Origin of the sequence: Bradyrhizobium sp. CCBAU 53340 (assembly GCF_015291645.1) — a bacterium.
In the GTDB taxonomy this organism is placed as follows: domain Bacteria; phylum Pseudomonadota; class Alphaproteobacteria; order Rhizobiales; family Xanthobacteraceae; genus Bradyrhizobium.
On record NZ_CP030055.1, the window covers coordinates 3104897 to 3130488 of the forward strand.

Annotated in this window: 25 protein-coding genes; 17 read left to right on the top strand and 8 right to left on the bottom strand. The window is 60.5% G+C overall.

Features of this window, described 5'->3' with window-relative positions; all coding sequences use genetic code 11:
* Positions 1-49: 49 nt before the first annotated feature.
* Both XH89_RS14655 and XH89_RS14660 read right to left on the bottom strand, forming a co-directional pair.
* A complete protein-coding gene (locus XH89_RS14655) occupies positions 50-373 on the bottom strand; it encodes a 2Fe-2S iron-sulfur cluster-binding protein (protein ID WP_194467717.1) in 324 nt (107 codons plus the stop codon).
* A 12-nt stretch (positions 374-385) separates the two neighbouring features.
* On the bottom strand, positions 386-1618 hold the full coding sequence (locus tag XH89_RS14660; protein ID WP_194467718.1) for a cytochrome P450: 1233 nt from the start codon (positions 1616-1618) through the stop codon (positions 386-388).
* A gap of 80 nt (positions 1619-1698) precedes the next feature.
* Between XH89_RS14660 and XH89_RS14665 the strand changes: the two genes are divergently transcribed.
* Both XH89_RS14665 and XH89_RS14670 read left to right on the top strand, forming a co-directional pair.
* The gene (locus XH89_RS14665; protein WP_194467719.1) at positions 1699-2202 is read left to right on the top strand and encodes a MarR family winged helix-turn-helix transcriptional regulator; all 504 of its coding nucleotides are present in this window, start codon (positions 1699-1701) and stop codon (positions 2200-2202) included.
* A gap of 1002 nt (positions 2203-3204) precedes the next feature.
* Complete coding sequence (locus tag XH89_RS14670; protein ID WP_194468486.1) at positions 3205-4182, top strand: transporter; 978 nt, start codon at positions 3205-3207, stop codon at positions 4180-4182.
* 68 nt (positions 4183-4250) lie between these two features.
* On the opposite strand, the gene XH89_RS14675 is transcribed toward XH89_RS14670, so the two are convergent.
* A complete protein-coding gene (locus tag XH89_RS14675; protein WP_246767841.1) occupies positions 4251-5264 on the bottom strand; it encodes a LysR substrate-binding domain-containing protein in 1014 nt (337 codons plus the stop codon).
* 31 nt (positions 5265-5295) lie between these two features.
* Here XH89_RS14675 and XH89_RS14680 point away from each other — a divergent pair, with 31 nt between their 5' ends.
* The 10 genes from XH89_RS14680 to XH89_RS42085 all read left to right on the top strand — a co-directional run bounded on the left by XH89_RS14680 (position 5296) and on the right by XH89_RS42085 (position 13759).
* Positions 5296-6453 (top strand): S9 family peptidase, encoded by a 1158-nt coding sequence (locus tag XH89_RS14680; RefSeq protein ID WP_194467720.1) that lies wholly within the window; start codon positions 5296-5298, stop codon positions 6451-6453.
* 24 nt (positions 6454-6477) lie between these two features.
* Positions 6478-7431 carry a VOC family protein gene (locus XH89_RS14685; RefSeq protein WP_194467721.1) on the top strand — a complete coding sequence of 318 codons (954 nt, stop codon included), beginning with the start codon at positions 6478-6480 and terminating at the stop codon, positions 7429-7431.
* Complete coding sequence (locus XH89_RS14690) at positions 7415-7783, top strand: Rieske (2Fe-2S) protein (protein ID WP_194467722.1); 369 nt, start codon at positions 7415-7417, stop codon at positions 7781-7783. The genes XH89_RS14685 and XH89_RS14690 overlap by 17 nt, the downstream gene beginning before the upstream one ends.
* A 40-nt stretch (positions 7784-7823) precedes the next feature.
* Positions 7824-8954, top strand: a complete 1131-nt coding sequence (locus tag XH89_RS14695; protein ID WP_194467723.1) for an FAD-dependent oxidoreductase — start codon at positions 7824-7826, stop codon at positions 8952-8954.
* Between the two features lie 73 nt (positions 8955-9027).
* Positions 9028-10191 carry an MFS transporter gene (locus XH89_RS14700; RefSeq protein WP_194467724.1) on the top strand — a complete coding sequence of 388 codons (1164 nt, stop codon included), beginning with the start codon at positions 9028-9030 and terminating at the stop codon, positions 10189-10191.
* A 24-nt stretch (positions 10192-10215) separates the two neighbouring features.
* Positions 10216-10794: a cupin domain-containing protein gene (locus XH89_RS14705; protein WP_194468488.1), complete on the top strand. Its 579-nt coding sequence runs from the start codon at positions 10216-10218 to the stop codon at positions 10792-10794.
* Complete coding sequence (locus XH89_RS14710; protein ID WP_194468489.1) at positions 10791-11819, top strand: fumarylacetoacetate hydrolase family protein; 1029 nt, start codon at positions 10791-10793, stop codon at positions 11817-11819. Before XH89_RS14705 ends, XH89_RS14710 begins: the two co-directional genes overlap by 4 nt.
* Positions 11820-11823: 4 nt before the next feature.
* A complete protein-coding gene (locus XH89_RS14715; protein WP_194467725.1) occupies positions 11824-12762 on the top strand; it encodes an NAD-dependent epimerase/dehydratase family protein in 939 nt (312 codons plus the stop codon).
* Positions 12763-13010: 248 nt separating this feature from the next.
* Positions 13011-13562, top strand: a complete 552-nt coding sequence (locus XH89_RS14720; RefSeq protein ID WP_194467726.1) for a carboxylesterase — start codon at positions 13011-13013, stop codon at positions 13560-13562.
* On the top strand, positions 13493-13759 hold the full coding sequence (locus XH89_RS42085) for an alpha/beta hydrolase (RefSeq protein WP_367401041.1): 267 nt from the start codon (positions 13493-13495) through the stop codon (positions 13757-13759). The genes XH89_RS14720 and XH89_RS42085 overlap by 70 nt, the downstream gene beginning before the upstream one ends.
* A gap of 251 nt (positions 13760-14010) precedes the next feature.
* Here the strand turns inward: XH89_RS42085 and XH89_RS14725 are convergent, their stop codons facing one another.
* The 5 genes from XH89_RS14725 to XH89_RS14745 all read right to left on the bottom strand — a co-directional run bounded on the left by XH89_RS14725 (position 14011) and on the right by XH89_RS14745 (position 20144).
* Complete coding sequence (locus XH89_RS14725) at positions 14011-14790, bottom strand: SDR family oxidoreductase (RefSeq protein ID WP_194467727.1); 780 nt, start codon at positions 14788-14790, stop codon at positions 14011-14013.
* A gap of 10 nt (positions 14791-14800) precedes the next feature.
* Positions 14801-16231, bottom strand: a complete 1431-nt coding sequence (locus XH89_RS14730; protein ID WP_194467728.1) for an amidase — start codon at positions 16229-16231, stop codon at positions 14801-14803.
* A gap of 7 nt (positions 16232-16238) precedes the next feature.
* Complete coding sequence (locus XH89_RS14735; protein ID WP_194467729.1) at positions 16239-17828, bottom strand: ABC transporter substrate-binding protein; 1590 nt, start codon at positions 17826-17828, stop codon at positions 16239-16241.
* Positions 17829-17910: 82 nt separating this feature from the next.
* The gene (locus XH89_RS14740) at positions 17911-19212 is read right to left on the bottom strand and encodes an amino acid deaminase (protein ID WP_194467730.1); all 1302 of its coding nucleotides are present in this window, start codon (positions 19210-19212) and stop codon (positions 17911-17913) included.
* Positions 19209-20144, bottom strand: coding sequence for an SMP-30/gluconolactonase/LRE family protein (locus XH89_RS14745; RefSeq protein ID WP_194467731.1), 936 nt, complete (start codon positions 20142-20144; stop codon positions 19209-19211). The genes XH89_RS14740 and XH89_RS14745 overlap by 4 nt, the downstream gene beginning before the upstream one ends.
* 202 nt (positions 20145-20346) lie before the next feature.
* Between XH89_RS14745 and XH89_RS14750 the strand changes: the two genes are divergently transcribed.
* The 5 genes from XH89_RS14750 (at position 20347) to XH89_RS14770 (ending at position 25572) form a co-directional block, all read left to right on the top strand.
* Entirely contained in the window at positions 20347-21105 is a 759-nt protein-coding gene (locus tag XH89_RS14750; RefSeq protein ID WP_194467732.1) for a GntR family transcriptional regulator, read from the top strand.
* A 1028-nt stretch (positions 21106-22133) separates the two neighbouring features.
* Positions 22134-23180, top strand: a complete 1047-nt coding sequence (locus tag XH89_RS14755; RefSeq protein WP_194467733.1) for an ABC transporter substrate-binding protein — start codon at positions 22134-22136, stop codon at positions 23178-23180.
* A gap of 2 nt (positions 23181-23182) precedes the next feature.
* Positions 23183-23953, top strand: coding sequence for an ABC transporter ATP-binding protein (locus XH89_RS14760; RefSeq protein WP_194468490.1), 771 nt, complete (start codon positions 23183-23185; stop codon positions 23951-23953).
* Between the two features lie 10 nt (positions 23954-23963).
* Positions 23964-24713, top strand: coding sequence for an ABC transporter permease (locus XH89_RS14765; RefSeq protein ID WP_246767842.1), 750 nt, complete (start codon positions 23964-23966; stop codon positions 24711-24713).
* A gap of 25 nt (positions 24714-24738) precedes the next feature.
* Positions 24739-25572 carry a nucleoside phosphorylase gene (locus XH89_RS14770; RefSeq protein WP_194467734.1) on the top strand — a complete coding sequence of 278 codons (834 nt, stop codon included), beginning with the start codon at positions 24739-24741 and terminating at the stop codon, positions 25570-25572.
* The last annotated feature ends 20 nt before the right edge of the window (positions 25573-25592 follow it).

Genomic DNA, 25592 nt, shown 5'->3' on the forward strand with positions numbered 1-25592 from the left:
CTCCCTGTTGACCTTGCGGCCGGTCATTGCCGGGCCGTCACGAGAACTTTTAGATCTGCCGCTCGGGCAGGCGCAGCACGAGGCCGTCGAGCTCGGGCGACATCCTGATCTGGCACGACAACCGGCTGGCCGGCTGCCGCTCGGCGGCGGTGCCGTCCAGGAGCGCGTCTTCCTCGTCGCCCATCGCCGGCAATCGCGCGAGCCAGGCGTCGTCGACATAGACGTGGCAGGTCGCGCACATGGCATTGCCGCCGCATTCAGCCAAAATGCCGTCGAGGCCGTGACCGGTCGCGGCCTGCATGGCGCTCTCGCCGTTGCCGACCTCGATACGGTCCGTCTTGCCGTCGGGATGAATGAAGGTAATGGCGGGCATCGAAGGTCCTCGTCAGGCCGGAGTGATTGATATCGGCAGGCTCTCGAGCCCGCGCAGGGTGTTGTTGTAGCGGCGCTGCACCGGACCGCTGATCTCGATCGAAGCAACCTTGCGCGCGATCGCCGAGAGCATGACCTCGCCCTCGAGGCGCGCGACGAGCTGTCCAACGCACATGTGGATGCCCGAACCGAAGCCGACATGGCCCGACGTCTTGCGTGTGATGTCGTAGCGGTCGGGATCGTCCCAGCGGCGCGGATCGCGGTTGGCGGCGCCCAGGAACATCAGCACTTTCTCGCCCTCGCCAACGCGCGCGCCCGCGATCTCGACGTCGCGCGTCGTGGTGCGGAAGAAGGTCTGCACCGGGCTTTCGAAGCGCACGGCTTCCTCGAACGCGTTGCGCGCGAGCGACGGATCGGCGCGCAGCCGCGCGAACTCCTGCGGAAAGCGGGCGAGGCAATAGACGGCGGCGCCGATGCCGTAGACCGTGGTGTCGAGCCCGGCCGACAGCAGCGAACGCACGAGGAGCGGAGCTTCGTCCGGCGTGATCTCGCCGGTATCGGAGAAGGCGTGGATGCAGGCGCCAAAGCCGCCAGGCGCGAGATTAGGGCGCTGGCACTGCTCCGCGACATAGGCCTGATGCGGCGCCGAGCGCTCGATCGCCGTCTGACGCAACTCGTTCGGTGGGCCGAAGGCGTTGAAGACGAGGCCGGCATAGGGGATGAGATGCTCGCGCCCCTCTTTCTTTAGCCCCAGTGCGTCGGGAAACACCGACAAGGGATAGGCTTCCGCGAGGTCGGCGACGGCATCGAACGATTTTCGATGCAACAGCTCGTCGATCTTGGCTTCGGCGGCCGCGGCAAACCGGTCCCGGATGCGCTTCATGGTGGCAGGCGACAATACTTTGCTGAGAACGGCGCGAGTGCGGGTGTGCGCGGGCGGATCGGCCTCCAGGATCCGGCTCGGCGGCCGCCAGGGCTTTTCCTTCTTGAAGTCGCTCAAGCCGACGCCGCGGCTGGAGCAGAAGGTCTGGGGATCGTTAAGCACCGCATGAACCTCCGCGTAGCGCGCCACGCCGTGGACGTTCCATTTGTCGAGAAAGACGACCGCGCCCGCCTCCCGCAGCCTTTCATGAGCCGGATAGGGATCGTCGAAGAACGAGATCGCGAAGGGATCGATGTCGAGATGCGGAATGGCCGGCGCTCCGCCGGCGGCGCCGATCGACGCTGAGGCGTTTGGTATACTCATTCACATCCTCCAAATTTTGAGCTTGTGAAGCGTTGCCGCTTGTCCTTATTTCTGGGGCGCATGATGCGAGCAGTGATGCGATGACCCCGCCCTCGACCAGATCCCGACATAAGCCCGTGGCCACGCAGGAAGGGCCGACGCTCGACCTTGAGCGTTACGTGCCGGCCTTCATTACCTTCATAGCCAACAAGCTGTCCAACAGCGCGACCGCCTTCTATCAGCGCGAATTCGGCGTCAACGTCACGGAATGGCGGATCATGTCGCTGCTGGCGATCGAGCCGGGCATTCCGGCCTCGCGCATCTGCCACGTCATTGGCTTCGACAAAGGGCCGGTGAGCCGAACACTGGCCGGCATGGAGAAGCGTGGGCTGATCGCGATCCGCACCGATCCTAATGACGGGCGCACCCATTCGATCTCGCTGTCTGCAAAGGGTCGCGCTACCCACGATAAGGTCATCGTCGCGGCCTTCGAGCGCGAGCGGCGGCTGTTGTCTTGCTTGTCGAAGGACGAGCAGGAGGTGCTGATCGACCTGTTGCGTCGCCTGCACGAAAATCTCGGCGCGGTAACGGGCGGCGAGCGCTGAGGTGCCGCGCTTGGCGCAACCGACGCGCGCCCCTTTGTTTTCAGGCATCCGCCGGCGTTTGCCGGCGGCGCTATCCCTACCGAACATGATTCCTCCAGATCAGGCGCAGCGGTTGCCCCGCCGTCATTCTCGCCTGCGAAGGATTCGCACAAATTAGTTGCTTAGGCAACAAAGAATTTCGACGGGTTAATGGCAGCGATGTTGGCCCATTAAGGGATGTTCTCAGATCTCGCGCATTTCTGGCTTGTCCTCCCTTGTAAAATCGAAAGGAGGCCAGTGCCTCTTGCCTCCGATACTGTCCGGCGTGGGAGTGGACGTCCTGACGATCAGCCGGCCCGGGCAGGCCCGCTCCGACCCATTGGATTTCGTGGATCGGGGCTGGTCCCATTCCGATAAGGAGTCAGCGGCTGAAACTGCGGTTTTCTACGATCTCGCCGGATCGATTGTAGCGCTCAAGTGACGCGAGTTGAGCGTGTCGCGGCCCGCCCGGCTCCGCATGATGATCAGGATCTGCTGCGCCTTCCGTGTGAAAAGGCGCACCAACGAATTGAGCACAAGACCGATCACGCGACGGATCTCCGCGAGATCTGCGAGCCGCATCAATCCAGCAAGACGCGCGGCGCCCTTCTTCCCGACAAGGCGCCAAAGTACTGCCCGGTAGCTACAGCCGCGCTGACGCACGCTCTACAACAACCTACGCGGCATCAGGCTGCAGCGGGGGAGTGCTTATTCTTATCAAAGAGCCAGACATCGAACTGCATCAAACTGAGTCACAGCCAATGGCGCGCCCCATTGACAAAGTCGCCTTATCCATCGGGCGGGCTGCATCCCAGATGCATCATTTCAATAAATATATCAGATCAAAACGATCAATTTTACGAATGAAATGAATTCTGGAATATGACGCCATTCCGACGGTCGATGGCGCGTCGGCACGAATGAATGAGCTTAGGGATGACGCCCGCGACCTCGCTTGCGAGGACGATCGCGCATGGGGGGATTATGAAGCGAGTACTGAAGCTTTCCGCAATGATGCTGGTGGTCGGTGCGGCCAACGGAGCAATGGCTGCAGAGAACGGCGTGACCAACTACCCAGCCGGTTCGCCAGGCGTCTTCGTTGGCGCCTTTCCGCCGATCCCGGGTCTTTTTGCGATCAGCCAGACCAGCTACACGAGCGCGAACGGCCTATACGATGGAAGCGGCAACAAGTTGCCCATTCCATTCCAGCTTTCGGCGGTTTCGGAAACGGCCAGGTTTCTCGCCAGCTATCCCGGCGAGTTCTTTGGCGCTCACGTCTATTCTCAGCTTGTTGTCCCATACGTTCACATCGACAATTCGAACCCGGGGGGCACGTTCCAGGCCAACGGATTTGCGAACCTGACGATCTCGCCGGTGATCCTGAACTGGGCGCTCTCGCCGCTGCAGAGCGTCACGCTCGGGCTCGACATCATGCCGAACACCGGCACCTACTCTCCCAGCAAGCCCCTCAATGTGGGCACCAACTACACCACGATCTCGCCCGTGTTCGCGTATCGCTACGCCGATCCCAAGGGGTTCGAGTTCGCGATCTCACCGCGCTTGTTGCTCAACGGAACCAACACTGAATCGGTCAACGTTTTCACGGGAGGCCTGCAGCAGTACAGGAGCGGCGACGCTTTGGCAGTCGACTTCACCTCGGGCTACAATGTCGGCGCTTGGAAACTGGGCATGGTCGGCGGTTACACCCAGCAATATGCGGATGACACGGTAAACGGGATCAAGGCCTTCAATGCAGCAGGCATTCAGAACGGCAACCGTCTTCGGGCGCTCAATTTCGGCCCCTCGGTCACCTACAACGCAGGTCCCGTTCAAATCAACCTGAACTACCAGCACACCTTCTACGTGGAGAACGGCACCAAGGCCGACACCGTCTGGGCCAATGTGGCTTTCCCGATCTGGGTGCCCGCACCGCCGCCAGGTGCCGGACCGGGCAAGCACTGATCCGAGTGACTGCCCAAGGATCCGGTCCCAACGAGGCATTGATAGAGAGCCGGCGCATGCGTGTTGCCTTAGCGCAAGTCGAGAGCAGCTGCTCGCATGGTGTCGCGCAACCAGATCAGGCCGGCGTCGTTCGAGCGATAGCGGTGCCATTGAGCGCATTGCTGCATGCTTGGCAACGATACCGGCAATTCGATGATGCGGATCGGTAGGCTTCGCTGCGCAAGTTTCGCAAGTCGACGGTGCAGGGTGGCGATGCGATTGGTCCCCACCACAAGATGCGGAATTGCGGTGAAGGCGTATGTCGAGATCGCCTCGTTGCGCGTCACTCCGCTTTGCTCCAGGTAGCGGGTCTCCAGGGATTGAGCCGCGATAGCCGGCCGCATCACAACATGGGATGCCTTGGTGTAGTCGCTGCGCGAAAGCTTTCCTCGCGCGAATTTCCCTTTGCTCCAGGCGATGGCGCAGAAATCTTCCTCGACGATGACCTCCGAAGGGTGAAGTTTTGAGCTGAACTCCCGCGGGATGATGAGCAGGTCGACGTCGCCCCGTTCCAGGGCGCGCTCGGGCGCCTGAACCTGCTGGAGGAAGTCGAAGCGAATGCCGGGGGCAGCCGCTTCGCAGCGCGCAAGCAGCGCCGGCACCAGGGTCGCCATGGTGTAGTCCGACGCGAGGATCTTGAAGCAGCGGTCGGACTGAGCCGGATCGAACTCCGACGTTGACGCGATCGTCCAGTCGACCCGAACCAGCAGGTCTCTGATGGAATCTTTCAGCGCCTCGGCGCGGGGCGTGAGCTCCATCTTGCGCCCGAACTTCACCAGAAGTTCGTCATCGAAGTAGTTGCGCAGACGAAGCAGAGCGTTGCTCATCGCGGACTGCGTCACATTCATGCGCGCCGCTGCGCCGCTCACGCTGCGCAGATGCAGGAGATGATCGAGGGCGACCAGAAGGTTGAGATCGAACTTGTTGTTGAAGCGCATCGCGACGCCCGAGGATCCATTTATGAAATCAATATCAGGGATCTTAATAATCAATTTTTCAGAGGAATAAAAGGGCGCTACCTTAGCATCGGGAAGAACGTCCAAGGGCGCGCCTTTCGTGCGCCGAGAGTGGTCAATGTTCAGGTATTTTCCAACGAATTACGTCTGGAATCTCTCGGTCGATCTCGCGATCGAAATGGGGGCCAGGATCGGCGAGATCGAGGAGATGTGCGCGCCTCTGCAGGAGGCCGCGCGACAGCCCGATACTGCAGGTACGGCAGCTTTCCGCGAAACCTGGTCGCGCATGGCCGACAAGCTCTGCGGACTTGCTGCCGAGGATGAAGAGCGCGGACGGCTGCTCTCCGCGGGCGAAAAATACGGACGTGCCGCCACCTATCTGATCACTTGCGAACGGCTGCAGGCCCACGGCGCGCCGGGCCGCCTCGAACTCTACCGCCGCTTTCTCGACGTGTTCGCCAAGGGCGTCGCCCTGGCGCGGGAGAACTGCGAGCGGGTCGAAATCCCCTATGAGGGTGCCTACATCGCCGGTCTTCTCGTGCGAGCCGATGGCGTTGAAAGTCCGGCTCCGCTCCTGGTGCAGGTCAACGGGCTCGATTCAACCAAGGAGATGAAGTACCGCGTTGGGTTGCCGGCCTGGCTTGCCAAGCGCGGCGTTTCCTCGCTCGTGATCGACCAGCCGGGATCTGGCGAGGCGCTGCGGCTGCACGGTCTGACGGCGCGCTATGACAGCGAACATTGGGCGAGCCGGGTGGTTGACTGGCTCGAGACGCGCGCCGATGTCGATCCCAAACGGATCGGGTTGGAGGGCGTTTCGCTCGGCGGCTATTTTTGTCCGCGCGCCGTGGCCTTCGAGCCGCGCTTCGCCTGCGGCGTCGCCTGGGGCGCCAATCATGACTGGCGGGACGTGCAGAGGAAGCGATTGCAGAAGGAAGGCAGCTTCCCGGTCCCGCATTACTGGCAGCATGTCCGCTGGGTCTGGGGCGCCAAGGATCAGGACGATTTCGAGAAGATTGCCGAGAGGGTTCATCTCGACGGCGTCCTCGACCGCATCAGGGTGCCCTTCCTCGTGACCCATGGCGAGAAGGACTCGCAGATTCCGCTGCATTGGGCGGAGCGCACCTACGAGCATCTCGTGAACAGTCCCAAGCGCGAGCTCAAGGTCTTCACCGACCGCGAGGGCGGCTCGCAACATGCGAGCTTCGACAACAGCATCAATGCGGGCCAGTACATCGCCGATTGGGTGGCCGAGACATTGGGCGGTCGTGTCAATTGAACACCGGCATTTCCGGGGAGAAGAATGAAAATCGTAGGTTTAGACAGTTTAATCTTCGGCGTGGACGACGTGCCCGGTGCTGCACGCTTCCTCATCGACTACGGCTTGACGCCCGTCGACGTCTCGGATGCCGGGGGACGCTTCGAGGCGATCGACGGCACATCGGTCGTGATCGCGCGCGAGGACAATCCGCGGCTGCCCGTGCCGCCTGCGCCGGGCTGCCGGTTGCGCAAGACCATGATGGGCGTCGCAGATGGCGCGACGCTGCAGGCGATCGCTGCGGAATTGCGCCGGGATCGCGAGGTCCGTGTCCTGCCGGACGGCTCGATCGAATCAATCGACGATTCCAATTTCGTCATCGGCTTCCGGACGACCGTGCGCCGGCCCTTTGCGCTGCCGGGCGAGATCTCCAATGCGCCGGGTAGTGTGATCTTTCGTCCCGTCAACAGCCTCGGCGTGCCGCCGCCCGGGACGGTGATCCGCCCGCGCTCGCTGTCGCATGTGGTGTATTTCGTGCCCGACGTGCTCAAGGCAGAAGCGTTCTACGTCAACCGGCTGGGCTTTCGCTGCACGGACCGCTTCACCTCAACCGGTCCGTTTCTGCAACCGGCGGGGTCGCTCGACCACCACACCCATTTCCTGATCGGCGCGCCTCCGCATATGCACGGCGTCGAGCACTTCACATTCCATTTCGGCGGCCCGTCGGAAATGATCACCAACGGCTACCGTTTCGTGGAAAAGGGCTACCAGGCGTTCTGGGGACCCGGCCGCCACATCCTGGGCTCGAACTGGTTCTGGTACTTCAACAGCCCGTTCGCCTGCCACATCGAGATGGATGCGGACATGGATCTGCACGACGCCAGCTGGGCGCCGCGCGAGGCCGCGCTGTCCGCCGATGCGTCCCAGACGTTCCTTTTGAAGATGCGCAAGAAATGGGCCCCCGGTCCGGGAATCCACGAGAATGGCGACTACGCCTGAGGTGAAGATTGCAAGGTTACTCCGGATAGGCCGAGCCGACGAGATCGGCGAGGGTCAATCGCGCGGATTCGATCCGCACGAGTCCGGAGAGGACACGATGTTCGTCGTTCGGCAGGGCGGTGTCCTGCAGGCTTGGCGCAACGCCTGTCCGCATATCGACGGAGCGCCGATGGCCTGGCGCAAGGACGCGTACCTGAATGCCGATGGCTCGCGCATCGTGTGCCATGCGCATGGGGCGGAATTCCTGCCTGATAGCGGGATCTGTGTGCAGGGCCCGTGTGTGGGTAAAAAATTGACCGCCGTGCCGATCATCGTCGATCGCCGCGGCGAGCTCTTGGTGAAAGAAGAATAAGACCGCCGAAAAAGGCGCGAGATTTGAGAGGAGGGACACCTTGGCGGTGATTCATAAGGTATTGGTCATCGGCGGAGGATTTTCCGGCATGGCTGCGGCCATCCAGATGCGCAAAGCCGGCATCGACGTCGATCTCGTCGAGATCGATCCCAACTGGCGTCCTGAAGGGGCCGGCATCACCGTCAATGGTCCGACCTTGCGCGCGCTCGAGACGATCGGAGTCTTCGACGAATTCGCAAGGCGCGGTTTTACCTCCAGCGGAGTCGATCTGTTCACCCCCACGGGGCAGAAGATCGGCGAGATACCGACGCCCAAAGTGGCGGGCTCGGACGTTCCAGGGGGCGGCGGGATCATGCGGCCGGAGCTGGGACGGATCCTCGCGGACGCCACCCGCGCGAGCGGTGTCGCGGCTCGTGTCGGATGCACCTACACGACGATCGAGCAGACGGCCGATCAGGTCACCGTCGCATTCACAGACGGGACGACTGGTAGCTATGACCTCGTCGTCGCCGCCGACGGTGTCCACTCGAAAACGCGCGAACGTTTCTTTCCGGAGGTCAAGCCGCCGCAATATATCGGACAGGGAGTCTGGCGCGCGGTTCTGCCGCGTCCGGCAGAGATCGTGCGCCCGCGGATGTGGCTGGGAGGCACCGTCAAGGTCGGCGTTAATCCGGTCAGCCAGACACATTTGTACATGTTCATCACCGAGGCGCGGCTGGAAAAGACAAATCTCGATCCGGCCTCCTTCCCCGATCTCGTGACGTCCATGCTGAAGCCGTTTCCTGATCCGTTGATCCAGTCGCTCATTCCCCACGTTTTCGCTTCCGAGGCGCCGATCGACTATCGCCCGCTTGCCAACCTTCTCGTGCCGGCACCCTGGAATCGCGGGCGCGTCATCCTGATCGGCGATACGGTCGCGGCGACCACGCCGCATCTGGCATCCGGCGCCGGTATCGGCATCGAGAGCGGCATCGTTCTTGCGGAGGAACTGGCGAAGGCTGCGACCCTGCAAGACGCGTTCGACGGCTTCCATGCGAGGCGCTGGGAGCGTTGCCGCATGGTGATCGAGAATTCGGAAAGGCTCTGCCGGATCGAGATGAAGAACGGCGACAAAGCCGAGCACGCGAGGATCATGCGGGAATCGGTCATTGCGCTGACGCAGCCGATTTGATCCGGCGGATGCTGGTGGTCAGCTCAGTGCCGTCGAGCCGAAAGACAAGTCATAAATCAAAGGGGGAATAGCAATGCAATCGACAACGGAAAACTGGTCAGGCCGTCTTTCCTTGATGGTGGCGCACTGCGCCGGCATGGTGGACCTCGTCGCCTTGCCGGTCTGGGTTGGCGCCCTGATCGCGCAGTACAAGTTCGCGCCTCAGCAGGCGGGCGGGCTTGCGACGCTGTTCCTGATCGGCGCGGTGCTTAGCAGCCTGTTCTTTGCACCACGCCTCAACCGCATAAATGCACGGCTGGCCGTGATCGGCGGCTTCGCGCTTGCCGCGGCAGCCTTCTTCGCTGCAGCGTGGGTTACGGATTTCGCGACTCTCGCCGTCTTGCACGCGCTTGCGGGCGCCTCGGCCGCCTGCGGCCTCAGCTTCACGCATGGGACAATCGCGCGCAGCGCCAATCCGCATCGCCTGTTTGCGATCGTCGGCATGGCGCTGGGCGTCTTCGCCATCGTGTTCCTCGGCGCGACGCTGAACCTGATCGGCGCGTTCGGTGGCCGCGCGCTGTTCGCGGTGTTCTCGGCCGTCATGGCGATTGCCGCGATCGTTGCTGCAATCTCTTTCCCTGCCGTCGTCGCGCGTGAGGAGAACTTGATTGCGGACGTCAGTCACCTCTCTCGGGCCGTGTGGTTCGGCGTGGCCGGGGTAAGCTGCATGGCGTTGACCCAGGCGATGATGTTCAGTTTCATCGAGCGCATCGGGGTCGACAGAGGTTACGGCACCGAAGCGGTTACCGGCGTACTGATCGCGCTCGGCTTCGTCAATCTCCTGCCGGCACCGCTCGCGGCAGTCCTGGAAAAGAAGCTGTCGGCAAGGACGGTGGTAATCGCGGGGCCGATCTGTCAGGCGATCATCGCGGTGGCGATCACCTTCGGCAGCGGCTTTCTTGCCTATGCGATCCCAACGGCCCTGTTCGTCGCGGTAATGATCTTCACGCACACCTTCGCCTTCGGCCTGCTGTCGCGACTCGATCCGACGGCGCGTGCCCTTGCGGGAACGCCGGCGATGCTGATGATCGGAGCCGCGGGCGGCCCGATTCTCGGCGGCACGCTGGTTCAAACCTTCGGCTACCAGGCGCTGGGACTTGGCGCGATCGCCATCTCGACCGTCGCGGTCCTGCTGTTCTCGCGTGTGTTTGCCACGAGCACGGAGCTCGCAGGCCCGCAATCTCTCGAAGTTGCCTGATCCGAAGAGAATCGAGGAATGACGATGTCGCTCGCACCAATTCGCCGTGTCGTGACAGGTCACGACGCGCACGGGGATGCCGTGATCGCAACCGACGGCGCCTTGCCGACGGTGGTCGCGCTCACCGCGATTCCGGGGACGATGTTTCATGAGGTGTGGAGCACGGCTGCAACGCCTGTTTCCATCGACAACGGACCGGACCCGACCATTGGCCCCCTGCGCCTGCCGCCGCCGGCGCACGGTACCCGCATCCGTTTCGTCGACATCCCGCCCGACACCGAAGACTTCCTCAAGCATGGTGCGGCGCGGATGAAGGATGCGTTCGGCCAGGTCGGCGACATCAACGCATCGACCGTGCGACCGGACTCGCCACATCCGCTGATGCATCGCACCGAAACCGTCGACTACGGGATTGTCATCTCCGGGGAGATCACGCTGGTGCTCGACAAGTGTGAAGCGAACCTGAAAGCCGGCGACGTCGTGATCCAGCGTGGCACGAACCATGCGTGGGCCAACCGAAGTGCCAAGCCGTGCCGGATGCTGTTCATGCTCGTCGATGGACAATTCAGCGACGAAGTCAATGCATCGAAGGCTGGCTCATGAGACTTGCGACCTACGATGACGGAACCATCGACGGCAAGCTGGTCGTCGTTTCCAGGGATCTTCAGCGGGCGGTCGGTGCGCGCGTGATCGCGCCGAATCTCCTGACGGCGCTGCGCTGCTGGCCATCGGTGGAGGCGCCATTGCGCCTTCTCGGCGAGCGGCTCGACCACGGCCGCGCCGAGGACGCCGTGCCGTTTGATCCAACTCGCTGCCTCGCGCCGCTGCCGCGCGCGCCGCAATGGTGCGATGGATCGGCATTTCTCAATCATGGGCGGCTGATGGATCTTGCGTTCGACAAACCGCCAATTCCGGATTTCGACACCATCCCGGTGATGTACCAGGGAGCGAGCGACGATTTTCTCGGCCCGCAGACCGATGTGCCCTTTGTGACCGAGGCGGACGGAATTGATTTGGAGGGCGAGTTCGGCGTGATCGTCGACGAGGTGGCGATGGCGACGCCGCCCGCGGAGTGCGGCAGACACATCCGGCTCCTGGTGCAGATCAACGACTGGAGCCTCCGCGCCATCGGCGCGCGCGAGGTGCGGACCGGATTTGGTTTCCTCCAAGCCAAACCCTCGACGAGTTTCGCGCCAATCGCCGTGACGCCAGACGAGCTCGGCGACGCCTGGCGAGACGACCGCGTGGACATGCAGCTTGGCGTCTGGCGCAACGGGGAACGGGTCGGTGCGGCCTCGGGCCGCGAAATGGCATTCAGCTTTGCGGATCTGATCGCCCATGCTGCGAAAACGCGCCGCCTCACAGCCGGGACAATCATTGGATCGGGAACCGTGTCGAACGCCGATCGGTCGGCGGGCTCGAGCTGCCTCGCGGAGGTAAGAGCCATCGAAATGGTTGATTATGGCGCGGCCAGGACGCCGTTCCTGAAATTCGGGGATCGCGTGTCCATGCAGGCGCGCTTCGCCGACGGGCGGGACGGACCGTTTGGTCGTATCGATCAGAAGGTCGTCCGGGCGGGCGATAAGTCTGTGGCCCCGCCTCGCTCGTCCAATCGCGGCGGAATGTAGATCGATGCGGATTTTGGTCACTGGAGCTGCGGGATTCATCGGTAGTGCGCTGCTGAAGTCGCTGATGAGCGACCCCGCTATGCCTGAGATCGTCGCCGTGGACCTCGCCGGGCGGCCGGCCTGGGCTGCAGCAGGACGCGCGCGCTGGATTTGCGGTGGGGTCGACGAATGCGCCGTCCTGGACGCGATCTTTCGCGACGAATACGATCTTGTCTTCCATCTCTCGAGCATCCCGGGGGCGCTTGCGGAAGCCGATCCGCGGCTCGGACGTCGCGTCAATCTCGACGCCTCGCTCGATCTTCTGGAGCGACTGACGGCGACGTCTCGCTGCCCTCGCGTGGTCTATGCCAGCAGCATCGCGGTCTACGGCCCGAGCTCCGGCCCCGTCAGTTCGCGAACGCCGGTGCGTCCGGCGATTACCTATGGCGCGCACAAGCGCATGATCGAGATCGCCCTGGCCGACCACACCAGGCGGGGTGAGCTGTCCGGCATCTCGGTGCGGCTGCCCGGCATCGTGGCCCGCCCAGGACCGGCGACCGGATTCGGCTCTGCCTTCATGAGCGAACTCCTGCACGCGCTCTCGGCCGCCGAGCCCTATTGCTGTCCGGTATCGCCGAGCGCCACCATGTGGTGGCTGTCCGTTACCGCGGCGGTGAACAACCTCAAGCACGCCGGCGCGATCGCCCATTGCGGTACCGTTCAGCTTCCGGCGCTGCATCTAACCATCGGGGAAGTCGTCGAAGCGGTTGCTGAGGCCGGTGGAACGGTACGAACGTCACTCGTTCAATATCGTCCGGATGAGCGCATCGAGTCGACATTCGGCCGTTTCCCCGAACTGGACGTTGCCGACGAGCGCGCGCTTGGCTTCACCGACGACGGCTCAGTCGCGACGCTGATCAGGAATGCGCTCGCCCAACCAAATCGGGCCTCCCGGGAAGGGTGAGCGACATAGAGAGACAAGCCGCAGCGCAAGAGGACCTTGACCTGGCTTTCAGTCGGCGACGGATCTCGCACGGGCGGCTGCTGTCGGGCGGACTGTCAATTCGCCCGTCTCGCGAGTTAGGCTGCCCTCCGGTAAGAGCATAGCGCTTCCAAGACAGTGGGTTTCGCGAATAGCGGACCCTCGCTACCAAACCTGCGATTTTGCATGGCAAACCACGATCTTTTGCGATAGTGAAAACGGAGAGGCGCATGCCGCGTGTGATGCAGGAAGCCGAGCCGTTCTTTTTCAATGGCAATGATATTGCCGTGCTCGTCTTGCATGGTTTCACGGGGACCACGCAGAGTATGCGCTACTTCGGGCAGGAGCTGCACCGGCGCTATGGGTTTACGGTCCGGGGTCCTCGCCTGGCTGGACACGGCACCACACCCGATGACATGGCAACGACCGGCTTTCACGACTGGATCTCTTCGTGCGAAGAGGCACTCCATGAACTGGCCACAGGCGGCAGGTCTGTTTTCATCGCAGGCTTATCCATGGGCGGGACACTGGCGCTTAACCTGGCCGCACGTTTTTCTACGGTTGTCCGTGGCATTGTTCCCATAAACAGTCCAATCGGCATTTTCGAACCGCCGCTCGCGGAGTTGATCCTAAGCAAGTCCGTTCCGGCGCGGGTCCCCGGAATAGGTTCGGATATAAAAGATCCGAGGCGTCCGAGCTCGCCTATTCGGAGCTGCCCGTCAACTGCGCACGGGAGGTGTTTGTCTTGGTCGCTGCGACTTCTGCAATTCTTTCCAAGGTAACTTGCCCAGTGCTTGCGATGCACTCCCGTGAAGACCATGTTGTGCCGGCGCGAAATGGACAAAGAATTCTCGAGAGCGTTGGGTCCGACGACGTCAGGCTGCTGTGGCTGAATAACTACTATCATGTTGCGACTCTCGACAACGACAAGGATCTTATCGTCCAGCGCGCAGGGCGATTCATTGAGGAAATCGGCTGATAGCTGACCATACAGTTGCGGCAGGGCCTCGGCTCACGAACAATCCTACGCGCAAACTTGGATGAGGTAGCGTAGGCCTGGTCGGAGTGTGGAAAGACGGTAGGTTCCAGTGACTCGAACGCCCGGAAGCTTCAGAGCGGCTAAGATTCGCTAATCACGACGCCCTCTCGCGGTTGGATATTTGGCTGCAAGCCATTGGTCTCTAATGATCGGATTTTGATAATAGCTTTGGCCTACCATTGAACTGTACGTCAACGCCTATGGGACAATTGCGTCACTGCGCGACCGGCAGCAGGAATACCCGCCGATAGTCCGCCGTCCACTGCAATGGTTTGGCCGGTGATCATTGATGCCTTCTCGGAGACGAGAAACGCAACCGCGTCGGCAACGTTCGCCGGACCTGAAATTCGCGGCAGCGGGCAGAGCGCTTGCAACTCGTCGAATACGCCTGGGTTGGCTTCGAGGCGGGCGTTCCAGGCGCGGGTTCGGACGGTCCCTGGTGCGACAGCATTCACTCGGACGCCATGGGGCCCAAGTTCGACGGCGAGGCATTTTGTCAGATGGATCAACCCCGCCTTTCCGGCGCTGTAGCCCGGGAAGCCATAAACCCCGAGGCCATTGACGGTTGCGATGCTGACGATGCTCCCTTGCTGCGCAATCAACTGGTCACGGAAAGCCTGAATGCAAAGAAATGCAGAGTCGAGATTGGCGGCGATGTCTTCACGCCAAGTCGCATAGTTCATCGTGAAGATCGAAGCTCCCTTCGCTCGGCCGACCGTGTTTACGAGAGCGGTGATGTTCCCGAGCTTCATGGCCGCGCCTGCTGCTGCGGAAACCGAAGCAGGATCGGTGGCGTCTACTTTGAACGAAACGGCCTGACCACCTTCCATGCGGATGCCGGAGCAAATCTTTTCCGCTCGCTCTTCATCCAGATCGACGCAGACGATGCCGAACCCATCGCGCGCGAGAGCCTGACAAACAGCGCTGCCGATATCTCCGGCGCCCCCCGTGACGAAAGCCCAGTTGGTCATGTCCAGTCCTTTACGATGTTGCATGGAGGTGAGGTGGGCGATGCTGCGCCCAAGGTCGCGTCGTCTCGAACCGGGATGCCAGCTGCAAGACGCCGAGATCGTCGAAACGACGTCCGACGATCTGCAGTCCGACAGGAAAGCCCTCTGATGTGAATCCGCAAGGGATTGAGGCAGCCGGATTGCCCGACAAGTTGAACGGGTATGAAAACTCCGCCCAGCTCAACCAGTCCCAGGGGTGTTGCGGCCAGTGCGCGGGCTGGAGTCGATCCGCCGGAAACGCGGCGACGGACACGGAGGGTGTTACGAGGAAGTCCCAATTCTCGAAGAAGCGGTGTATGTCGACCGCATAGGCGTACTTCTTCAGCCGCATGCTCTGATACTCGGCAAGCGTGTAGTTCATTCCAGCGCGGATACAAGTCACGAATCCCGGATCCATCTTTGCTTCCCACTCGGGCAGGAGCGATGCGTGACGGGCGGCAAAATGTGCTGGCCAGAAGAAGCGTGCGAGTTCTGGACCATGCGGGCCCCAGGCAGGCGTGATTTCCTCGACCGTGAGACCCAATTCGGCTTCGTAGACCTTCAGGGCTGCAGAAACTAGTTCGGCGACCTCGCGGTCGACCCGCGCGTGACCGAGATCAGGACTGAACGCAACGCGCAGGGGCCGAGGAGAGGTGTCACGCAGTCGGCCGGGATAATCCGCCGGCAGGGACTCCAAGCTTGTCGGATCCCATGGATGAGGTCCAGCCATTACCTTCAGCATCAGACTCGCGTCAGCGACGCTGCGCGTGATTGGCCCCAAGTGGAGGGTGTTGTCGCCGGTAGAGGGTGGGTAGATTGGAACGCGCCCATACGTCGGTTTCAGCCCAAATACGCCACAGAAGTGCGCAGGCATGCGGATCGAGCCGGCGCCGTCTCCGCCCTGGTGAAGGGGCCCATACCCCGCAGCCGCCCCGACGCCCGCGCCCGACGAAGAGGCGCCGGCATTGTAACCGTGCTTCCAAGGGTTATGTGTGGTGCCGGTCAGCGGCCCTTCGCTGACCCCTTTCCAACCAAACTCCGGTGTCGTGGTCTTGCCCAGGATGATCGCGCCCGCATCCCGCAGCCGCGCCACCATCGGCCCAGTGAAATCTGCCATTTTGCCTTTGCTTGTAAAACTCCCGAACTCCGTCGGAAGTCCCGCGATTGCTTCGTGGTCCTTGATCGTGACCGGAATCCCGTGCAGGGGACCGGACCCTTCCCCCCTCATGAGAGCCTGTTCAGCTTTTCGTGCTTGGTCTAGAGCCATCTCCGGGATCAATCGGGCAAAGGCATTTAGACGCGGCTCCAGACGCTCAATGCGTTCGAGAATGGTTTGCACGAGCTCTACTGGGGACAGCGCTCGCGATTGGTAGAAACGCACTAATTCAGCGGCGGATGCGAAACAAAGATCTTCGGCGTTCATAGGACAATCAGCCCTTCTTCAAATTCCAGAAGACCGGCATGCCGTCGACCATACCAGTCAGATTTGAGCGATAGGCGGTCGGTTGGTAGTAAAACCCCAGCGGAATGTACGGCACATCCTCAAAGGCCTGTCTTTGCATCGAGTCGACAATCTTTTTCTGCTCGGCCATATCGGCTGTGTTCATGTAGGCGTCACGGTAACCTTCCAGAGCAACGCTGGTCGGCCAGCCGGCGCCCGAGAAGCCGGCGGCGCCGATGCCTCTCAGGAAGGTGTGACTGATCGGGTTAAGCCCCAAGATGCCGGAAGTATAATTGCACCAGACACTCCAGCCACCGCGATCGGCGGGCTGCTGCGAGTTGAGGCGGGGCAGTACCGTTCCCCAGTCCAGCGCTTGGTAGTCCAGATTGACGCCGCTGCGCCGGAACATGTCCGCGGCGATTTCGCTCATCGCATTCAGGGATGGGATGTCGGAGGGAACCAGAAGCACGACCTTCTCGCCGTTGTACCCGGCCGCTTGGAGCTCCTTCTTGACCTTCTCGATGCTGCGTGGCTGCTTGAAGACATCGAGGCCAACGTCGCTGGCCGCGGGCGAGTTGGGTAAGAAGAAGCCGACGTCGTCCTTCCAGAGACCATGGTCCTCGCCCATTACAGCAGTCATGTAATCGGCTTGATTGACGGCGGCGAGGAATGCACGGCGAATGGCCGGATTGTTGAACGGCGGCTGCAGGTGGTTGAACTGCAGGAGTGCAAGATAGCCAGCCTTGTCCTTTACGTCGACGGTCACGCCGCGCAATGACTTTAGCTGAGGTAGAAGATCGGCAGTAGGCTGCTCCCACCAATCCATCTCGCCGACCCGAAGGGCTGCCGCGGCAGTCGATGCATCGGGCAACGTGTGCCATTCGACGCGATCGACGTGAACGATCTTCGCTCCCGCGGTGAGGCCTGGGGCCTCTTGCCGGGGGGCATAGCCTGCGAACTTCTCGTACACGGCGCGCGTGCCGGCCAGGCGCTCGTCGGTTCGGAAGCGGAAGGGGCCACTTCCGATCATTTCAGTGATCTGCTTTGCGGGATCCGTCTGGGCGAGACGCTCGGGCATGATGAAGCAACACCTTGACGGCTTGCCGAGCGCAAAGGGCAACGACGGAAACGGTTGCTTGAGCCGAAAGCGGATGACCTTGTCGCTGGGGGCACTCAATTCATCCGTGATGGCGGCGAGCTGCTTGCCCAGGACATCGAGGCGCCACCAGCGCTCGATACTCGCCACTGCGTCCTTTGCGAGAACCGGAGTGCCGTCGTGAAAAATCAGCCCATCGCGCAATGTGATGGTCCAGCGTCGGCCGTCATCCTCCACGAGATGGCCGGCGACCATCTGTGGCTGGATGGTGAATGACGCGTCCATCCCGTACAAGGTGTCGAACACCATCAGCCCATGGTTGCGGCTGACCAGGGCCGGGCTTTGCACCGGGTCCAGCAGGGCCAGGTCCGACTGAGGGATGAATTTCACGACCGGCCGGCTCTGTGCTCGACTGACTGCGGGACTGAACAACGGCAGTATCGATGCGCCTGCGCCTTTGAGGAGGGTTCTGCGAGTGACCATGTCGTGCGCTCCGTAAGTTCCTGAATTCAGATGTAGCAGGGTGGTTCGTCGCAACTCATGCGGCGCCGGCGATTGCCGCGCCTCAAAAATAGGTCCTCAGGCTCCGCGTGATCCGATAGTCATCGTCGACCATGTGTACGATCCTCCACTTGTCGAACGTCAAACAGGGGTGAGAGATGCCAAGCGCCACCATGTCTCCCACTCGGAGCTGCGAACTCGCTGGTAGCGTCATGTGGCAATGCTGATCATTCAGTCCTGTGACTTTGTGCTCTGGAGGGATCGGGAGAGGTCTCCTCATCCCGCTATTCGGCCTAAACCAGCTCAGCGCTACCGGTGGCTCGTCAGGGGAGATGTCGCGTTTGCCCAATCCAAGGATTGCCTTCTGCGGCTCGGGACGTGACTGGACGTAGCTCCAGACTTCGAGTGCCGGGCGGAGGCCCTCGTCGTTCGCGACGATGGCTGGGCTCCGCTCGCGAAGCCGCTCGAAAGCGCGCGTGTACATGATGGCGTCGTGCGTGATGTAGCAACCGGATCTCAGAACCACGTGATGTGGCCGACCGAGATGGGCTTGCTTGAGTTTGGTCGCCACGATGTCGAAATAGGATGATCCGCCTGCGCTCAAGATCGGCTCGTCCACCGAGAGCAGATGCTCCGTTGCGCACCGCTCCGCGAGATCGACCATGCAATCCAGGAACGCTTCGACCTTGGCAGCCGCCTCGGCTGGCTGAGGCGAATTGAGTAGGCCCTCGAAACCTTCGATTCCCACCAAACTAAGTCCGGCCGTTGCCGCAACGACGCGAGCGAGATCCAAAGCTTGGGCGACGGAGCGGCACCCAGTGCGTCCACCCGGATAACCCAGCTCGACCAGCACATTCACCGCTCGCGGCAATCGCATCATCGATGCTTGTCGCGCGATGGATTTGGCATGCTCGGCGTCGTCGACAAGGCAATAGAATTCAAAATCCGGATCGTTGCGGATTTCCGAGAGAGCGAATTCGATGGCAGCGCGACCGACAAGCTGGTTTGCCAGGAATATCCTGCTGTGGCCGAACGCTCTTGCGACCCTAATTTGATGCGTTGTGGATAGAGTAATCGCCCACGCACCGTCCGCGATTTGGAGATCGAACAGATCAGGCGCCATCGTGGTTTTGCCGTGAGGAGCGAACCGGACATTCTGGGCGCTCAAGAACCGCTTCATCCAGGCGCTGTTGTGTCGTAGGGCCGATTCTCTGATGACGGCCGCGGGTAGGGGGAGGTCTTCTCTCAGAATCTCCCAGCCCTGCTTGGGCACATCGTCGAGCAAGATGTTCTCGGAGGTTGGCGGAATGCCCTTTTCCCAAGGCTCTAGACCGGCCTGGGCGATCCCGATTTTTGATTTGTTCATTGCTCTGCCTCTCGCGCGAAGCGCGGCTCTGCCGCGCAAGTGCCGGCGTCGTCCCGCATAGTTCCGAAGACCGCCTCGGAAACGCCGGTGGTCTCTGTGCGAAAGGCGATGACTGTCCCGGTCTCTGCTCTCCCCGAACGATCCGTCGCGAGCGAGGTGACGAAGACGGTTTTTCCGTCAGGTCCGCCGAAGCAAGGCATCGTGGGTGCGGACACCGGCAAAGTGATGCTGTCGACGAGCACGCCGTCGGGCGAGAACCTGTTGATGCAACCCGCTGTGACGCCGGCGCTCCAGTACAGGCCATTCACATCAACGGCGGCACCGTCCGGAAGTCCGTCCTTCTCGGTGAGAGCCGCGAACGACCTAGCCCTTCCGAGACGACCAGATCGTGCGTCGAAGTCGAACGCGCGGATCTCGCCCGCATTACTGCACGCGCGGCTATCGGCGTGATACATGGTTCCGGCATCGGGACTCCAAGCCAGCCCATTCGAGACCTTGAGACCATCAATGACACGTTCGCAGGAGCCGGTCGGGGTAATTCGATAGAGAGCTCCGGAAGCCACGCGTGGGATGGCGTCGTGCATGCTGCCAACCCAGAAGCAACCATCCGGGCCGATCCTGCCGTCGTTCAGGCGGTTGGTCGTACGGTCAGGCTCAGGGTGAACGAGAAAATCGAGCGTCTCCCGCGCAGGATCGAACAGGTGGATGCCACTCCTCAGAGCGAGGACAAGGCGTCCATCCTGAGCGAAAGCCAGACTGCCGACCGCAGATGGCATGGCATAAGCGGCCGATTTTTTGGTCTTTGGGTCGAGCCAATGGATCGACGGCGACACGATGTCGACGAACCAGAGCACGTTTCGGGTGGTGTCCCACACCGGGCTTTCGCCGATCGCAAGACCAAAATCGATGAGTGTCTCGAAGCTGAACGTCACCGAAAAGACCCTGTTCCCTGGAGCTTGATGTACTCACCAGTACAAAGTTTTGATATATCAAAAATGTGTATTTGTCTACATTTAGGCGATATCATCCAATATGTCCGCTTTTTGATATGCCAAATGTCACTAAATTGAGCGCGGGCTTGCCTTTAGTGCAGGCATAGCCGCAGATGTTCGCCCTGAGGAAATAGGATCGAGAATGAGCGCGGATGTGATCGAGCCCGAGGCTGCGGACCAAGTCGCACGGGACAGCCTGTCGGAGCGCGTCTACGCGCAACTGCGTCTCGAATTGATGATGGGCATGTACGAGCCCGGCGCGCGTCTGAACATCCGCCGGATCGCCGCCACTTCCGACATCTCGCCGACACCGGTCCGCGAAGCCGTGATGCAGTTGGTGCGGGAAGGAGCCCTGGAGCTAAAACTCGGACATCAAGCGCGAGTGCCGGTGTTGAGTGTCCGTGAATACATCGAAATTCGGGAAACCAGAGCGCCTTTGGAACGCTTGGCGAGCGAGTTGGCGGCTGTGCACATCACCAAGGATGAAATCGCATCGCTGCGCGATCTGCACCGCCGCTTCATCGAGGCCGAACGTGAAGGGAGGTGGAAAGACGCACTGGCGGTAAATCAGGAGTTTCACTTCCTCATCTATCGATCCAGTCAAAACGCGACTCTCGTCAGGGTGATCGAGAACCTATGGCTTCTGATCGGGCCGTTCATAAACCATCAGTACCCATTGGTGCAGCGAGCTCACATCGAGCTCCATCCTCACCTCCTCGTCATTGATGCCCTCGAACGACGATCGCCCAGCGAAGCCGGCGAGCTGATCGTGCGCGACTTGCGGGAGGGATCCTATCTTATTCTCTCTCATCTCGGAGACGAAAAGAGCAAGAAGCGACGAGGCCGGAAATCCCGAAGCGAAGGCGCGTATTCCTTCTCTGGAAAATCCAAAACCTCGTAAGCGGTCAGAATGGACGAACCGCGCTGGGGCGCTGGTGCGGCGTTTTGTATCGGACGATATTGCTGGGTGCCTCGTAACGAGCAGAGCCAACCAGCGCGCAAGACATCGCATCCTTGAGGGGGAGCAGTGTCCGGCGCCGTCCCGTGTCCGTAGCTAGGAGGCGACCTTCAAGTTTGGAAATATCTGATAAGAAATTGATATCAGTCGGGGCGAATTCGGCTTTTTTCAATCGCCGCTCGGATTCGTTCAGTTTTCAAACTGTTCGTGCATCGGCAGACCAGATGCGCCCCCCAAGTTAGGCTGCCCTTCGATAAGAAAATAGGGCTTCCGAAATAGTGGGCTTCGCGATGTAGCGGACCAATGACTCGAACCCTCGACAACTCCAAGAACTCAGTCAAGCACGACCTGCTCTTCGTCGAGAGTGTGCAACCGAGCCATTCCGACAAGGGCAGAACCTGTTGGCGGCTCATTGCAGGATCGAAGAGAGGTTTGTTGGAATAGCTATTGATTTTACCAGGAAATCATACGCCTCGTAATCGGCGGCTCAAGCGCAGGGTGCTGCCACCTACAATTTGGAAGCGCACCGCGCGGCCGAGAACGAGATCCCGTCTAAGCTCCCAGGCGGTCTCATCTTGCCGTCAGCTGTCGTTCTCGCGGAGAAATGCCGCAATGAAATCGCAACGAATTGAGCGAAACGAACGTGAACAGAACGCGACCGACGGGGCTGCCGTGCCAAGAAAGATCAATAACTTAGAAGATGCTCACTGCGTTCGGGACGCAGGGAACGCCCTCGGTCAGATCGCCACTCGAACGGAATGTCGGTATCGGTGGTTGCGCCTCCTGGATTTGAAGCTACCCCGGACATTTTCCCAGATGACTTTTGTAGAGGCTGAGGCGGTGCAGACTTCAACCTATTCGGCGAGTATCAAAGTGGCCCCCAAGAAAGGAAAAACTGGTTCTTAAGAGCCGCCCGAAAGACCGATATGCAAGGTTCTGCAGTAATCCGGTCGAAATGTAGAGGGGCAATTGTGAGTAAGGACGCAGTTGATTTTACGCCGAACGCACTAGACCGCCGGACCTTCGTAAAGGCAGCGGCAGCAGCCGCTACAACTGGTGCAATTGTCTCTTTTGGTAACAGGGCGGCCACCGCTGCGACTCCTGTGCGCATCCAATATGATTGGCTCATAGGCAACGGCCAGATCGGCGATATTGTCGCGCAAAAAAGAGGTTACTTTGCTGAGGAGGGTTTGGACATAACCTTCGGCCCGGGTGGCCCCAACGCGCAGACGGTACCGCCGGTTCTCTCGGGGCAGGCGCAGTTCGCGCAGCTCTCGTCGACCGCCCAATTTTTTAAGGCTTACGGGGCCGGGCGCCCTCTGAAGCTTTTTGCATGCGGCTTCAGTTATTCGCCATATGCATACATTTCGCTGCCAAAAAATCCGATACGCACACCGGCGGATTTGGTTGGCAAGACGATCGCGATTAATCCCAATGGACGTTATCTTCTCGATCTCATCATGGTCGCCAACAAGCTTGATCGATCGAAGGTCAAGGTGGTGACGATGGGAACGGATATGTCCGCGTTGATCTCCGGCCAGGTGGACGCGGTTACTGGATTCATCACCAACACAACGGCGTTGTCGGTTCTTGGCCCTGATGTCGTAACGCTGTTTCCCGCCAAAATAGGGGTTCCGAACTACGCGAATGCGTACTTCACCTCGGAAGATGCCTATCCGAGCCAAAAGCAAAACCTGGCAAGATTCATTCGGGCTGCCTCGAAGGGGTGGGGTTGGGCGTTCAGCAATAGGCGCGAAGCCGTCGATATCATGTGCGAGGCCTATCCGACGCTGGACCGGCAGATCGAGTACAAGACCATCGATTTGATCATGTCGTTGTCCTTCGATGAAACGACGAAGCAGTCCGGCTGGGGCTGGATGAGCCGCGAGAAGCTCACCGCTCAGGTCGCGCTGTTTAAGGAAACAGGAAACATCCCCCCGAATGCCCCAGGCGTTGCGGAGTCTGTCACGTGGGAGATCCTTGATATGACTGCCGACGTCCGACCGAAGCTGGGTTGAGCATGATGCCGGACGAAGCGGCGATCCATGTGCGTAACCTCGAAATGTCGTTCGGCGAGCTGGTCGCCTTTCGCGATTTGTCGATCGACGTCAAACCCGGACGCTTCGTAGTTCTGATCGGACCGTCCGGGTGCGGGAAATCCACTCTGCTTCGTAACATCGCAGACTTGCTGACAAGCACCGACGGCGAGATTCGCGTCTTCGGCGCAAGTCCGGCAGAGAGTAGGCGAAGGCGCCGCTTCTCATTCGTATTCCAGGAAGCAACGCTGCTTCCGTGGCGAAATGCGCTCGACAACGTCAGGCTGCCGTTACAGGTCGGGGGTTGGTCCGGCCTCGGACGGCAAAGCCGGGACGAAAGAGAGCTCCTGGATCTCGTCGGATTGGAAGGCCGCGAGGACGCATATCCATGGCAGCTATCCGGCGGCCAGCGGCAGCGCGTGGCGATTGCCCGCGCGCTCGTCACTCAACCCGATATTCTCTTGATGGACGAGCCCTTCGGTGCACTGGACGAAATCACTCGCGATGGTTTGAACGAGGAGCTACTTCGGATCTGGCGAGAAACGGGAACGACGATTGTTTTCGTTACGCACAGCTTGGCTGAAGCAGCCTTCCTCGGCCAAAGCATCGTTGTCATGGGGACGAATCCCGGACGGATCGTTGAGCAGATAAATCTAGATGATGAAAAGCCAGGCAATCACATCGAACGCAACTCAGAGAAATTCTTCAACATCACCTCTCGTCTTCGTGCAGTCCTCGAAAAAGCGCACGGCTAGTGAGTTGGTGGTGAAGAGAGGTTTCTCCTGGATTTGGCCCCTGCTGGGCATCCTATCGCTGCTTGCCCTGTGGCAGGCCGTGATCGTCGGCTTTCAGGTGCGCCGTTTCATCGCCCCTGATCCGATCTCGGTTGCAAAATCGATCTGGATGAATCGGCAACTGCTTTGGGATAACCTGCGAGTGACGGCGTCGGAAGCCGTTCTTGGATTTCTGGTCGGCAATACTATCGGGATTCTCCTCGCAACCGTGTTCGTACATAGCGAGCGAATTAGGAGGACGTATCTGCCGGTGATCATTCTGTTCAACACCATTCCGATTATCGCGTTATCTCCTGTCTTGATTCTGATCTTCGGGCTGTCGATGACGTCAAAAGTCGCGATTGCCGCAATCATCTGCATGTTTCCGACACTCGTAAACGCGTTGCGTGGGCTCGAGTCGGTTTCGCAATCGGAAATGGAGCTGATGCGTATCCTGTCGGCAAGTCGCAGCGAGGTGTTTCTCCGCCTTCGCGTGCCTCGCTCGCTGCCATTCCTTTTCTCTGCGTTAAGAATCACTGCAACGAGCAGCGTCATTGGCGCAATCGTCAGCGAGTGGGTAGGAGCGGAGTCCGGCATCGGAGTCCTGATAATCCAATCGACCTTCGACTATCGGACGGAGCTTCTCTACGCAGCGATTGCAATGTCGTCAGCGCTTGCCCTCTGCATGTTCGGGATCGTGGCCTTGCTCGAGAAGTATTTGGTTACATGGAAAGCGCACTGAGTGTGGCCTCAAGGAGAATATCGAGATGACTGACAAGCGTTCCGAGATCGCGAGTGCGGCGAATGGCGACACCAGGCGTCACAATCAGCTCAAGGAGCTCGATCTTCCTCGTTACGTGTTGCTTCCCGGCGATCCCGATCGGGTAAACTTAATGGCAAGCCAGTGGAAGAATGCGAAGCTAGTCGACTTGCCACGGGGATACCGGGCTGCTGTCGGAGACTACAAGGGAGCAAGGATTGGGGCGGTTTCCGCAATGATTGGAGCGCCATCCCTGGATGGAGTTTTTACGGATTTGGCATGGCTTGGTGTCGATACGTTTATTCGCGTTGGTACGTGTGGAACGCTGCATGAAGAGATCCAGACAGGCAGCCTGATCATCAATGACGCGGCGGTCAGGCTCGACGGAACGAGTGAAAATTACATTCGCAAGGAGTTTCCCGGGGTCGCCTCAGTCGAAGTGACCTTCGCGCTAGTCGATGCAGCGGTGGCTGGCGCCCATTCTTATCGCGTAGGAACAGGCGCGACCACGGCGTCGTTTTGGGTGGGACAGGGCAGGCCCGGTTTCAGAAACTATATTTCATTTGAGGGCGAGCGGGTTTTTGAAGAAATGAAGCGCGCCGGCGTGCTGAACTTCGAAATGGAAACGGCAACTTTGTTGACGCTCTCGCGGATATTTGGTCTGCGCGCCGGGTCAATCTGTTCAGTGATTGCCAATCGCGTGACCGGCGCTTGGGGCGACAACGGAGGTGTTGCACAGGCATGTCTAGTCGCCGCCGAAGCGGTGAAGCGACTGACGCTTTGGGACCAACGGGTAGCTCAAGCAAGAAGACGAAACATTATAGCGGCTGATCTTTCCTAGTCGTCCAATAAACGTTCCTG

What these genes read in the sequence shown, in the direction of transcription:
- XH89_RS14705 (WP_194468488.1), top strand. Translation starts at nt 10,216, where the DNA reads ATGTCGCTCGCACCAATTCGCCGTGTCGTGACAGGTCACGACGCGCAC.
- XH89_RS14720 (WP_194467726.1), top strand. Translation starts at nt 13,011, where the DNA reads ATGCCGCGTGTGATGCAGGAAGCCGAGCCGTTCTTTTTCAATGGCAAT.
- XH89_RS14665 (WP_194467719.1), top strand. Translation starts at nt 1,699, where the DNA reads ATGACCCCGCCCTCGACCAGATCCCGACATAAGCCCGTGGCCACGCAG.
- XH89_RS14700 (WP_194467724.1), top strand. Translation starts at nt 9,028, where the DNA reads ATGCAATCGACAACGGAAAACTGGTCAGGCCGTCTTTCCTTGATGGTG.
- XH89_RS14740 (WP_194467730.1), bottom strand. Translation starts at nt 19,212, where the DNA reads ATGAACAAATCAAAAATCGGGATCGCCCAGGCCGGTCTAGAGCCTTGG.
- XH89_RS14660 (WP_194467718.1), bottom strand. Translation starts at nt 1,618, where the DNA reads ATGAGTATACCAAACGCCTCAGCGTCGATCGGCGCCGCCGGCGGAGCG.
- XH89_RS14655 (WP_194467717.1), bottom strand. Translation starts at nt 373, where the DNA reads ATGCCCGCCATTACCTTCATTCATCCCGACGGCAAGACGGACCGTATC.
- XH89_RS14770 (WP_194467734.1), top strand. Translation starts at nt 24,739, where the DNA reads ATGACTGACAAGCGTTCCGAGATCGCGAGTGCGGCGAATGGCGACACC.
- XH89_RS14760 (WP_194468490.1), top strand. Translation starts at nt 23,183, where the DNA reads ATGATGCCGGACGAAGCGGCGATCCATGTGCGTAACCTCGAAATGTCG.
- XH89_RS14715 (WP_194467725.1), top strand. Translation starts at nt 11,824, where the DNA reads ATGCGGATTTTGGTCACTGGAGCTGCGGGATTCATCGGTAGTGCGCTG.
- XH89_RS14735 (WP_194467729.1), bottom strand. Translation starts at nt 17,828, where the DNA reads ATGGTCACTCGCAGAACCCTCCTCAAAGGCGCAGGCGCATCGATACTG.
- XH89_RS14685 (WP_194467721.1), top strand. Translation starts at nt 6,478, where the DNA reads ATGAAAATCGTAGGTTTAGACAGTTTAATCTTCGGCGTGGACGACGTG.
- XH89_RS14725 (WP_194467727.1), bottom strand. Translation starts at nt 14,790, where the DNA reads ATGACCAACTGGGCTTTCGTCACGGGGGGCGCCGGAGATATCGGCAGC.
- XH89_RS14710 (WP_194468489.1), top strand. Translation starts at nt 10,791, where the DNA reads ATGAGACTTGCGACCTACGATGACGGAACCATCGACGGCAAGCTGGTC.
- XH89_RS14730 (WP_194467728.1), bottom strand. Translation starts at nt 16,231, where the DNA reads ATGAACGCCGAAGATCTTTGTTTCGCATCCGCCGCTGAATTAGTGCGT.
- XH89_RS14680 (WP_194467720.1), top strand. Translation starts at nt 5,296, where the DNA reads ATGTTCAGGTATTTTCCAACGAATTACGTCTGGAATCTCTCGGTCGAT.
- XH89_RS14690 (WP_194467722.1), top strand. Translation starts at nt 7,415, where the DNA reads ATGGCGACTACGCCTGAGGTGAAGATTGCAAGGTTACTCCGGATAGGC.
- XH89_RS14750 (WP_194467732.1), top strand. Translation starts at nt 20,347, where the DNA reads ATGAGCGCGGATGTGATCGAGCCCGAGGCTGCGGACCAAGTCGCACGG.
- XH89_RS14670 (WP_194468486.1), top strand. Translation starts at nt 3,205, where the DNA reads ATGAAGCGAGTACTGAAGCTTTCCGCAATGATGCTGGTGGTCGGTGCG.